Below are 12,042 nucleotides of genomic sequence, written 5' to 3'. Positions count from 1 at the left end.
TAAGATAAACGATTCTCTTGACCTATGTGGGCTTGTCTTCACAGGATGGAGATCGGATCACAGACGGGATGAACAGTATAAAAAAAATAATCGTTGGAATGATAGCGCTATCGCTATTGGCGGCCTGCCAGTATAAAACGGATAAAAAGGTTACTTCAGAAATGGAAGTTTCTAAACTACAGGAACTGTACAAAAATGAAACGAACCAGCTTTCTATTTACAAAAACAATACGATCCGTAAAAACGATACGATTTATAACAACGACACCTTTGAACTGATTGAAAAAGAGAAAAACAGTTCAAGTGTGGTGAAAGGGAATGTGAACTATGAACGAGGTTTTGAAGATGACGAGGATGCCACGGTGTATGTTCTAAACTTTTACAAACCTTCGGAAGAACGCTATTTTGTACGATTCTCGGATAATGACAGTATTATGTTTCGTTTGGATAAGAATAAGAAAAGCGCAACACTCTACAGAGCGCAATAAATCATTTTGCACAGCTATAGAAAAGATTTTTAAATATAAATATGGATAATATACAACGCGAGGATATCGAAAGTATCGCGAGGCAGACCTCTCTCAGTGAAGAGACGCTGACCCGAGCGCTGAATGAACGAGTCTATCCCGATGCGAACAGTTGGAAAAAATTTTTGACACTTCTGTTCCTCGTACTGGGAATAGGATTTTCATTGGCTGGAATCATTTTCTTCTTTGCTTACAATTGGGCTGACCTACACAAATTTGCTAAAATAGGTATAGTAGAACTATTGGTTATCGCGCTCACTGCGCTGACTTTTTTATCTAAGATAAATACGCAGTCCCAGCAGATCATACTGACAGGAAGCGCTGTGCTGGTCGGGGTGCTATTCGCTGTTTTTGGACAGATCTATCAGACCGGCGCCAATGCCTATGATTTTTTTCTAGGCTGGACGGTATTCGTCACCTTATGGGTATGCTTCTCAAACTTTGCACCGATGTGGTTGCTGTACATGATACTGCTCAATACCACTTTGATTCTTTACTGCCAACAGGTCACCGGCTGGCCCTCATTGCTTATGTACGGTATACTCTACCTCGGTAACGGAGCTGTTTTCGTCTTAGCCAAAATGCGTCAGGCACCAGCTTACTTTATACATACGGTAGGTTTAGCGGCATTGACCTTTGCCACCATAGGTATGATCAATGGCATAGTCAGCTTTGAGAAAGAATATTTTTCGGTATTTGCACCATTGGTGATATTGACCTATCTCGCCGCTTTATGGCATGGCGTACAGACTAAAAGTACTTTTTATCTCTCAGCAGTTCCGTTTAGCTTGATTATCATCATATCGACCTTTCTTTTAGATATATCGAACGACGAATGGATGCTGCTACTGATAGGTGTTTTTATTATCATCAGTGTCACCTTAGTCGTCCGCAACCTTATTCAACTCGCTAAAAAGCAATCGTCATGACGCCAAATAACATTATACAGCAAACGGCCAGTTACCTACAATCGCTAGATCCGGAATTAAATTTAGAGGCATTCCACATGGAGCAATCTATCGAGGATCGTCAGGTTAAGCAGACCCTGGCCATCAAGATACTGTCTATCTTTGGCGGTATACTTTCTTCCAGTGCATTTTGGGGCTTTCTGGTAGGGATCGGCCTCTACAGATCTCACGTAGCACTATCGGCACTTGGTATTCTGGCGATTACAATTGGAGTGATCATCGGCAAAAAATTCAAACAGATCCTATGGGACACTATGAGTGTAGCTACTTTTAGTATCGGTTTTATCATGCTAGGTTATGGGCTCTTTGAATTTAACATTGATAATCAATATGTTTCTTTATGTCTGGCAGCATTATCCCTGCTCTGTCTATACCTGAACCCCAGCTATATCATCAGCTTTGTATCGACATTGATTCTAAATGGAAGTATACTGAGTTATATCCAGTCGGCGGGACACAATGACTTTCTGCACATACAGGTTTCACTGTTAGCTATTGTACTGAGCTATATGTTCTTAAAAGAGCCTAAATTGCTTCACAAGAGCTTTAAAACAGGATTCTCATTTCACGCAATCCGTACAGGATTACTCCTATGTTTTATAATCGGTCTGCTTCTATTGCGCCAGGATTTATTTTTCTTTCATTTATCAGCTTTATGGAGTTGGTCTACGTCTGTAGTCTGTACACTGATCATACTCTACCTTTCGTCAAAGCTATTATCCGATTTTGGAGTGTCTGATAGGATCACCAGACTCGCGACATACGCACTGACACTCCTAGTTGTGGCTCCTACAATTCTATATCCTGGTATTGTGGGCAGTCTACTGTTGATCCTCCTGTGTTTTAGTGTCCGCTACAGAACAGGGTTTGTAATGGGCATTATTGCATTGCTGTGGTTTATAGGAAAGTTTTACTATGACTTGCAATATACGCTCCTGACCAAATCTATCATGCTTTTTGGATCCGGGTTGGTATTTCTATTGTTTTATCTCTTTATTTCTAAACGTGCGAATCATGAAAAAATATAGTGGCATCACCATCCTGGTCAACCTTGCGTTGCTACTGCTATATTTCAACTTTAGCGTAGTGAAAAAGGAAGAAATCCTCAAGAATGGTCAGTTGATCTTATTGGAGCTGGCACCTGTTGATCCGCGATCGCTCATGCAGGGTGATTATATGCGGCTGCGCTACAAGATAGCTACAGAAACGAATACGGACAGTATAGCCAGACGGGGCTACTGTGTGGTCCGCCTAGGTCATGACAATGTAGCCAACCTCGTCCGCTTTCAGCAGGAGAAGACTCCTCTTGCACAGGGAGAGTTTTTGATCGCTTACACCACACCAAACAAATGGTCCCTAGAGATCGGAGCCGAATCTTATTTATTTGAAGAAGGTCAGGGGGAGAAATATGCGCAGGCACAATATGGTGGGCTAATGGTCGACCATAAAGGCAATAGTATTCTGACCGGTCTATATGACAAGGATCTGATAGTGATAGGTTATAAAACGCCGTACTAGGCTATAATCGCTGTGTTAAGATGATAAATAATAAAAGTATCGGCATAGCTTTATTAATTAAAAAACTAATAGTCGCGGATCTCAGCAAAAAACAACTAATGAACTCAACCTAGCCTAAAGGCTCTATCAAGCAAAACCAATAACAACAAACGGTAGATAAAAATAAAAAGGAGAACTATTCGTCCTCCTTTTTCTATATAGTGCTTCTAAAATACAAACTACAGAACACCTCCGATACAGACGTACTTGATGTCTACATAACTGTCCAGCCCGTATTTAGAACCTTCGCGCCCCTGTCCGGATTCTTTGACTCCTCCAAAAGGAACAACTTCGGAAGAAATCAATCCTTCATTGATCCCGACAATACCGTATTCCAGCTGCTCACGAACACGCCAGCTTCGGTTTAGATCGTTCGTAAAAAAGTAACTCGCCAATCCGTAAACGGTATCATTGGCCATTCGTACAGCATCCTGCTCGGTTTTGAATCTGAATATCGGTGCGATAGGACCAAAGATTTCATTCTGCGCAAATTCCATGGATTCGTTGGCATCAACGATGATAGTGGGTTCAAAAAACTGAGGCGCTACGGCCTTGCCGCCTGTTAAAACTTTGCCGCCTTTGGTGATAGCATCTTGTGTCATCTCTTCCATCCGTCGGATAGCGCTCTGATTGATAAGTGGACCGATATTTACATCTGTATCCAATCCGCTTCCGAGTTTCATCTTCTTAACGGCAGCCGTAAATTTTTCGACAAAGAGATCGTGAATCCCTTCCTGCACTAAAATCCGATTAACACAAACACAGGTCTGTCCTGCGAACCGGAATTTTCCGGCCAACGCTCCTTTGATTGTCAAGTCTATATCTGCATCATCGAAAACGATAAGCGGAGCATTCCCTCCCAGTTCCAAGCTCAGTTTTTTGAGTGTGCCTGCACTTTGTGCCATCAGGATCTTACCCACTCTTGTAGAGCCTGTAAAGGATATTTTGGCTACTTTTTTATTCTCACATAGCTCTTTTCCCATTTCGGATGGGTCTGTTCCGACTACGGTATTGTATACCCCTTTAGGAAACCCAGCCAGATCCGCTAGATAATTTATCGCAAGTGCCGTAAATGGAGTCTCCTCGCTCGGACGGACAACGACTGTACAGCCTACAGCTAGAGCCGGTGCAATTTTACGGGTGATCATGGCCAATGGAAAATTCCAGGGGGTAATAGCGCCCACGACACCGATGGGCTCTTTGAGTGTAATAATACGTTTGTCCGCTGTAAATCCAGGGATAACATCTCCATAATTGCGCTTGGCTTCTTCGGCGAACCATTGGATATAAGCTGCGCCATAATCTATTTCGCCTTTGCTTTCAGCCAAGGGTTTGCCGCTTTCCAGGGTCATAATCCGGGCCAATTCATCTTTGTGCTGATGAATAAGGTCAAACCATTTCAGCAGAATGGCGCTCCGCTCTTTGGCTGATTTCGATTTCCAGGATCCGAAAGCTGCATGCGCCACATCAATGGCTTTGGCGACAAAGGTTCTGTCTTCGTCATGGACCTGTCCGATAACGGATAAATCAAACGGATTTTTAACATCAAATTTTTCCGTTCCCTGATTTGTCCACTCTCCATTGACGAAGGATCTATCAAATAACAATTCTTTGTAAGTACTCATTGGGGGTTGAATTTAATCAAAAATAATGACTTGCCGGATCGCTTCTCCACTGGCCAGTCTTTCAAAACCTTCGTTGATATCTTCTAGTTTTAGGCGATGTGTGATCAGTTTATCAACGGGAAGATTACCATTTTTGTAGAGTTCCAAAAAATTAGGAATATCGATGGAAGGCACACAGCTACCGAGATAACAACCTTTCAAGGTTTTTTCCTGACCGACCAGCGTCAGAGGATTCAGACTCAAACGGGCATCCGGATGCGGTAATGCTCCCGTCACGGTGACACCTCCTTTTTTCGTGGCGTTGAAGGCAAAGTCCAAGGCGGGCATGGCTCCGGCAAATTCGACCGATTTATCAACACCGCTTGTCGTTATCTCCTGCTTGAGTTCTTCAAGTGCTCTTTCCTCCCCAGAGTTGAGGGTATGGGTAGCGCCAAATGCTTTGGCCATATCGAGTTTTGAAGGGCTGACATCTGCTGCAATGATCTTGGAAGCTCCTGCTGCCTTTGCTCCTAGGATAGCCGATAACCCGACCCCTCCCAGCCCAACGACCAAAACGGACTCGCCTACATGAACCTGGGCTGTATGGACTACTGCTCCGACTCCCGTCATCACCGCACAACCAAAAAGGGCAGCTATTTCAAAAGGATAAGATCTATCAATTTTCACCAGCGAATAAATGGATGCGACAGCATATCCCGCAAATCCAGAAACACCGAGATGGTGATGATAAGCTTCGCCGTTTTGGTTCTTTATTTTAATATCACCATTGAGCAGGACACCTTCGTTATTGGCCTTTGCTCCAGGATTACAAAGTGCGGCTCTGCCAGACATACAGTATTCGCAATGGCCACACGAGGGCAAGAAGGCAAAAACGACGTGATCGCCTACTTCGAAACCTTTTACATCCTGCCCCAACTCGACAATAATCCCAGCAGCCTCGTGCCCCAAAACCATAGGCATGGGGCGAGGACGGTTTCCATCGATCACGGATAGATCGGAATGGCACAGTCCTGCTGCTTTGATCTGCACGACTACTTCTTCTTTACCTGGTTTTCCGATTTCTATTTCCTCTATTTTTAAAGGTTTTGAATCGGAATATGGTCTCTTATGCCCTCCGACCTGATGAAGGACTGCTGCTTTTGTTTTCATCATAATCGGATTTTAACGGTAATACTCTTGAGGTCCTTTTTTGAATTCGCTCCATTTCACCGGATCATGTCCAGTGACCACAAGTGCATCATACTTGTCGGCGTACTCGTGCAGTTTCTTTACGGAACGTACCGAATCAACAGTTGATGCTAAAAATCCGGGCAACGCTTTTTCATCCCAATGATCGGTCGTGTAAGCGGCATCTACTGCCAGGATGATGGAACCGGAATCGGGAAGTGTAATCATAAAACTGCAATGGCCTGGTGAATGCCCCGGCGTTGGGAGAATACGGATCACTCCATCTCCGTATACATCGTAAGAGTCGTTATAGTCAAGTTCCAAAAATTGCCATTTCAGCCCCGGTCTGTCAAAATCCTTACGGATATAACCGCCTGCTGCAAACCAATCCGGCGTAAAAGCATACTCGTATTCTCTGCGCTGAACGATATGGGTTGCATTGGGGAAGTTTCCGACAGCGCCGGTGTGATCAAGGTGCAAATGAGACTGGATGACATATTTAATACTTGAAGGATCGATGCCTAGCGCTTTAATCGTATTCAAGCATCCTTCGGATTCTTTCATAACCGGCCAATACACCTGTGTGATATCTCCCCAATGTCCTACGGGATCGGTAGCACATTCTACGGCATTGCCTCCATCAATAATGACATTTCCTTTTGGATGGGTGATCAAATACCAGGGAACCGGAATTTCATAAGGATCGAGCGATGCATTCATTTTGATATTGTTCTCTTTACATTTCAGAACGCCCGTCTGAAACATGTACAATCTGATTTCATTTGCCATAATTATATTTTAAAGCTGCATTAAACAAATCTAACAGGACACCTGTCTCTATTAATAACGCCTAGAAAGTAAAATTGTGTGTGAAAGGCATGCTTTTATTTTTCATTAACGAATAAAGCAGGATGATTAGTTTTGATAATATCTGAGCGGCAAAGGTTTTTAAAATCCTCTATTTATCGAAGGTAGCCCTTCGATACCCTAGGTGACAACAGTGTTATCCAAGGGAATAGCTACCCCTCCTCAAAACAATATATCATAGCAAATAGTAAAGATTGTAACCAGCTTATTATTTAAACCAGCTACAATCTTAAACTTTTGCTACTACTTAAGCAGTTGCTCTACTTTTTTAAACAACGTTTCTCCACGAAGGTTACTTGCTACGATTTTTCCTGACGCATCAATTAAAAAATTCTGTGGAATAGCCCGGATACCATACAATTGAGCTGCCGGTTCTTTCCATCCTTTTAGACTAGACACATGATACCATGGCATATTATCTTGTCTTATTGCTTCTTCCCAACGTCCTTTATCATCATCCAGAGAGACACTCAAAACGGTAAATCCCTTGCTGTTAAAGGCTTCATATGTCTCGACAACATGTGGATTTTCTTTTCGACAGGGGCCACACCAACTGGCCCAAAAATCAACCAAGGTATATTTATTTGATTTCAGCACCTCTTTCAGGCTCAATTCGTCGCCCTTTGGAGTAGTCGATACAAAATCAATATATTCCTTTCCCGTTAGGTTTCCTTTGACCGCAAGCAATCGTTCGCCCAATTGCTCTCCTAAAGCTGTAGCTTTTAATGCTGGGCTCAACTTTTCATAAAAAGGAAAAGTAGTTTCATAATTTGCCAAGCCTGGGGATGCTGTCTTTTCCAAATGATAAAGAGCTACGTAGGAATTCGGATTTTCCACAACAAATTGTTGTGCCGCCTCTCTTTTAAAACGTGTATATTCATCCAGGCGGCCTAACACCTGTGTTATGTAAGCTTTCTTTGCATCACCTTCAGGCATAGCTTTAAAAACATTAAGCGCGTCGATAAATTCCCTATCCACAGGTCTTACCTTAGCAGCAAATCTCTCGTGGTCTTCAGCCAGCTTGGCGCCACTTATATTTGCATAATATAAGGAATCCTTAGCTACCACGCGTACAGTCCCTTTGGATAGAAACAAATCAATACGATCTCCCATATCTTCACTTTCAAAGCTCAATTTACCTAGAGTCGGCGCTGGTAGTTTACCCTTAAATTGAAAATTACCTTTTTTTATAGATACGCTATCAATTATTTTCAGCGTATCTTTTTCGTAATATAGTTTTATATACCTACCATCATTTGATTTATCCGTTTTGCCTTGTACCGTAAAGTTAATTACTTGACCCAATGCTATATTACCGCCTAAAAGGAGTAAAAAAACAACAGTCAATATATTCGTTTTTATAGCTCTGTTCATTTTAGTTCTATTTTTTTTTAAAAATTTTGATTAGTTTACCGCTCGCCAGTTTACATCTTTTATTTTTATCAGGCCTGACCATGAGCTATTGCTCTCGGGAAGTAGTTCGACCACATTTGGATCTGTGCCTACGAGCATACGAGTCAATATCCCTTTGCTTACCGAATTGTAAGTCGCGATGTATAAACTGTTGAGCTGAGGGTCGATCTGGGTATCAAATTTGATCATAGTAATGGGGTCTGTGATTTCTGGAAATGTATAGATTTTCTCAAATCCAGGGTTATAATCATAAGCGTATAGTTTACTTCCTACGGCGTAAAAAACGACACTACGATTGGAAGAGAAGGCGTACAGATCAGCCTTTGCAAAATCCTTCGCTAAAGGTTTTACTACATATGCACCACGTTTAGCGGGGTTGGTTCCATTTGCATAGAATTTATAAATGAAGCATGTGTTATCCGCATCACGCATAATCGAAAACGAATTGCCATTTACTGATCCGCCGTCGGTATTGCGGGTATTCTCCGCATAAATTAATTGACGTCCCACAGGTTGATTCCACGGAAATATATCGTCAATATTATCCGTCAAAACAGTAGATGAGGTGGAAAGACCTATTCCCGTAAAATTGAGAAAGCGCTGCCCCTCTTGGTCATACCATATTAAACTCCCCATATTATTAATGGGATACAATAAATAAGGTGCTGCCGGTATTCTCTTCTCTGGTGCAGATGCCAAACAATTCACCGGATTGTTATAGTAATCTCCCCCCATAAACAATGGAATTGCTCCAAATAGATCTCCACCGGCTGTAATCATCGCACGATAAAGTGAGCTCCCTGTTGTACCGGTACGGGTTTTGATCTGAGGTGCGGTCACCACGGGATAAAGATCTTCGAGCTCAATATCTCCAGACGTAAATACAAACCGGCTAAAAATGTTATTAACCGATGCAGTCATCGTAGCACGGTCCAGAAAGTAAGCCCCCTCTCCTGTCATGGCCCATACTCTTGCATCGTCCCCAGTGCCACCAGTATGTACCAGACTCACCGGCCCGTGTAATCTTGGAAGTTCCGTTCTGGATAAGATCTGCGGGATATGAATGGTATCCGAAAGCATCGACAGCATTTCAGCTTCTGCATAGCCCTCTTCATCCTCACCCATCAAAAGTAATCCTCTGGAAAAAGCTGTACTCACCTTTACTTTAGCATTTGCAGTCCAGCTGACACCGGTTTTTTTATCTTGTACCCGATAAAAGAGATCGTGGTCCAAAACCCCTAAAGCCACCGGATAGACCAGGTCTTTGGCTCGTCCGATAGTATCGTATACGAGCTGTCCGTACTTGATAATCCAAGAGTAGTTGTAACGGTTTTCATCGGCCTCATCCATTGTCGCTTTGATGGTCGGCGTAATACGTAATGTATCTATCGATGTCCGTACAAGGTATTCTTTGGCTACCCCTTCAATTTGCAGTTCATTGATTTTATGATAATTATAATTCCCCAAATCTTTACTGCATGCGGCTATCAGCAATACGCTTAATAGCATTATATAATAATACATTTTCATGATCTATATCTTTATTAAAACACCTATTACGGAACGGGTACCCAAGGTACACCTACATAAGAAGTCCACGGTACAGAGCCCATCCACATTAATCGCCCGTCGTCTTCGAGTACCGGATTTTTATCATTATATCGTTTTATCAGCGCTGCCGTAGCGTCATTAGAAACCAGCATCTGCCTAGCCATAGGCATAGTTTCCAAACTGGAAAAATCCTCATATTTTAATCCTAATGCTTCTGTGAGAAATTCCATTTTTTTCCTTGAGAATATGCCAAAAAGCCCAGACTCTTTATTACCGGGCTGCAATGATCCAGACCATACAGCGGGCTGTATCATAATATCATTGATCCGCAACGTGTGTTGACTGGCATCAAACTCAGGAACTACCTGTCCCGCATTATATTCCGGAATAGCATCCCACTCGGGAAATGACAAATCAAAATCCTTCGTAGACAGCAAGCGCAAGCCCAATGTAACGGGTTTTTCTTCCAAATCCGGGGTTCTCTTGAGACGGACCTTAACCCAGGTATCTATAGCACCGGAAACAATAGTCCACTCTTTCTGAACAGGCTCATAATGTTGCCCCGCTATTGCTGTCGTCGAATCCGGATTAATGGTTAGATGAAAAGTACGGTCATAATTTTTAACAGGACCGGTAATCATCACTTTAACAGCAAATTCAACATCATCCTGGCCTATACGTACAAAATCTACATCACTATAGGGCTGATAGGGCCATATGCTTTCCAGATGTGTAGAAGTCCCATTGTGGCGCACTGAAAAATAAACTCCTTCCTTCCCCTCATAAGACATTATTTCCTTCTCGCATCCTCCAAGCTGTATTGCGAAATAGAAAAACAGCATATATATTAGTATCTTTTTCATCTCGTTGTTTTTTTTATTATTGTCTTTGCGCCGTCTCACTATCGGGTAGCGGTACGACGTAGTTATTCAACACCATAGTTTTTTCTGGAAGCGTATTCAATGTCGTATGGTTGGGCAGCGACTGATAATTATTTCTCTTATAGAAAAAGAACATTTGGCCCTCCCCCAACATCTCACGCCTAAACTCTTTACCGATCTCCATTTTCAACACTGCTAGATCACCGGGTTCTAAAGAGACACAATTGCGGACTGTCCTTAGTTTATTAAAATAGGCAGTAGCCTGCACTAGATCGGGATGACACTCTGCTGCAATAAGCAATACCTCCGACAGTCGGATCAATGGAACCATATAACGGCCGGGACCATTCGCAATATCCGCATACTTCATATTCGTTGTAGCCGTAATCGTACCAGTGGAGGCACTCTGCCAACTACGTCTTCTAAAGTCATTACCATCATCATAAGTTGCATTTATTCTTTCGACGTTGATATCATCCAAACTAAAAGATAGTTTACTATCCCCTTTCAAGCTCACGTCAAATAATCTTTTGTACATTTCTTGACGATTTATATCGTAGAGTGCAAACATAACTTCGGTCGAAAACAGACGGTCTGGCTTATCCACATTGGTCGCATCGGCAAATGTCACATAGGGAAATATGTTTTTGTCCGCTGCTTGCACTTCCGAGAGGATCTCCTCGGCACACTCCAAAGCTTTTGAGCGCTCGCCTTTCCACAGATAAGCTCTTGCCAACAGGGCCTTTGCTGCGTAATAATTTAAACGGTACTGCCTGTAATACAAATCATTTGACCCCCCTGCATTATTATTGTGACGCACTCCCTCTGTGCGTACCGGATCCATCTCCAGTAAAGAAGTAGCCATGATTAGATCATTTATCACGTGTTCCATCACCTGTTGTGATCCTAATAAAGGGAAGACTTCAAATCCAGATTTATCAACATAAGGAATGGCTTCCTTTAGCTTATTATCCTCATTATAAATCGGACCAAATAACCGGAGCATATCCAGATGTAGCATAGCTCTTAGAGCGAGTGTTTCTCCTTTGACAATCCCGTAATATGGCTCTGCTAATATTTTACTCGGTCCGTCGCCACATTTATCCAGAATGACGTTGCAATTGGCTATCAGCTCATAGGCTTTACCCCATATATTACCCATAGTTGCCTTTACATGAGCATCGGTATACATGAAAGTTGTGTATTTTTCGAATACATGTGTAGAGCTCTTGATGTAATAGTATTGGGCCAGTACATCTAATGCCCCGGTACTCATATTCTGTCCGTATAGGTTTTGATGAGCCATCTCGACATAAACACCATTCAGTGCCTTTATGAACCCAGCACTATTTACGAAAAGCTGATCTTCACCCAATCGATCCGTAGGCTTGACATCGACCCACTTTCCGCAAGAGGATATCACCCCTATCGACAAAAAGTATATAATAATTTTATATAGTTTTTTCATTGCTTTCTATTATAATTG

General features: G+C 42.4%; 11 protein-coding genes. 4 read left to right on the top strand and 7 right to left on the bottom strand.

What is annotated here, in order from left to right; translation table 11 throughout:
* The first annotated feature begins 32 nt into the window (after window positions 1–32).
* The 4 genes from JKG61_RS00345 to JKG61_RS00330 are packed head-to-tail and all read left to right on the top strand — an operon-like array spanning window position 33 to window position 3,013.
* Window positions 33–488 (top strand): hypothetical protein, encoded by a 456-nt coding sequence (locus JKG61_RS00345; RefSeq protein WP_202101009.1) that lies wholly within the window; start codon window positions 33–35, stop codon window positions 486–488.
* A gap of 41 nt (window positions 489–529) precedes the next feature.
* Window positions 530–1,456 carry a DUF2157 domain-containing protein gene (locus JKG61_RS00340; RefSeq protein WP_202101008.1) on the top strand — a complete coding sequence of 309 codons (927 nt, stop codon included), beginning with the start codon at window positions 530–532 and terminating at the stop codon, window positions 1,454–1,456.
* The gene (locus tag JKG61_RS00335) at window positions 1,453–2,523 is read left to right on the top strand and encodes a DUF4401 domain-containing protein (RefSeq protein WP_202101007.1); all 1,071 of its coding nucleotides are present in this window, start codon (window positions 1,453–1,455) and stop codon (window positions 2,521–2,523) included. Before JKG61_RS00340 ends, JKG61_RS00335 begins: the two co-directional genes overlap by 4 nt.
* On the top strand, window positions 2,510–3,013 hold the full coding sequence (locus tag JKG61_RS00330) for a GDYXXLXY domain-containing protein (RefSeq protein ID WP_202101006.1): 504 nt from the start codon (window positions 2,510–2,512) through the stop codon (window positions 3,011–3,013). The genes JKG61_RS00335 and JKG61_RS00330 overlap by 14 nt, the downstream gene beginning before the upstream one ends.
* A 218-nt stretch (window positions 3,014–3,231) precedes the next feature.
* Here JKG61_RS00330 and JKG61_RS00325 read toward each other — a convergent pair whose 3' ends face one another.
* The 7 genes from JKG61_RS00325 to JKG61_RS00295 form a co-directional block, all read right to left on the bottom strand.
* Window positions 3,232–4,677, bottom strand: coding sequence for an NAD-dependent succinate-semialdehyde dehydrogenase (locus JKG61_RS00325; RefSeq protein WP_202101005.1), 1,446 nt, complete (start codon window positions 4,675–4,677; stop codon window positions 3,232–3,234).
* 12 nt (window positions 4,678–4,689) lie between these two features.
* Window positions 4,690–5,829, bottom strand: coding sequence for a zinc-dependent alcohol dehydrogenase family protein (locus tag JKG61_RS00320; protein ID WP_202101004.1), 1,140 nt, complete (start codon window positions 5,827–5,829; stop codon window positions 4,690–4,692).
* A gap of 9 nt (window positions 5,830–5,838) precedes the next feature.
* Window positions 5,839–6,633, bottom strand: a complete 795-nt coding sequence (gene attM, locus JKG61_RS00315) for an AttM family quorum-quenching N-acyl homoserine lactonase (RefSeq protein ID WP_202101003.1) — start codon at window positions 6,631–6,633, stop codon at window positions 5,839–5,841.
* A 321-nt stretch (window positions 6,634–6,954) separates the two neighbouring features.
* On the bottom strand, window positions 6,955–8,085 hold the full coding sequence (locus JKG61_RS00310) for a TlpA disulfide reductase family protein (protein WP_202101002.1): 1,131 nt from the start codon (window positions 8,083–8,085) through the stop codon (window positions 6,955–6,957).
* A 30-nt stretch (window positions 8,086–8,115) separates the two neighbouring features.
* Window positions 8,116–9,654 (bottom strand): PKD-like family lipoprotein, encoded by a 1,539-nt coding sequence (locus JKG61_RS00305; RefSeq protein WP_202101001.1) that lies wholly within the window; start codon window positions 9,652–9,654, stop codon window positions 8,116–8,118.
* A 26-nt stretch (window positions 9,655–9,680) separates the two neighbouring features.
* A complete protein-coding gene (locus JKG61_RS00300; RefSeq protein ID WP_202101000.1) occupies window positions 9,681–10,538 on the bottom strand; it encodes a DUF4843 domain-containing protein in 858 nt (285 codons plus the stop codon).
* A 16-nt stretch (window positions 10,539–10,554) separates the two neighbouring features.
* Complete coding sequence (locus tag JKG61_RS00295) at window positions 10,555–12,024, bottom strand: RagB/SusD family nutrient uptake outer membrane protein (protein WP_202100999.1); 1,470 nt, start codon at window positions 12,022–12,024, stop codon at window positions 10,555–10,557.
* Between the last annotated feature and the right edge of the window lie 18 nt (window positions 12,025–12,042).

It is taken from the genome of Sphingobacterium faecale (assembly GCF_016746095.1).
Classification (GTDB): Bacteria; Bacteroidota; Bacteroidia; order Sphingobacteriales; family Sphingobacteriaceae; genus Sphingobacterium; species Sphingobacterium faecale.
Note: the sequence above shows the minus strand (reverse complement) of the source record. Positions and strands in the feature narration are given on the sequence as shown.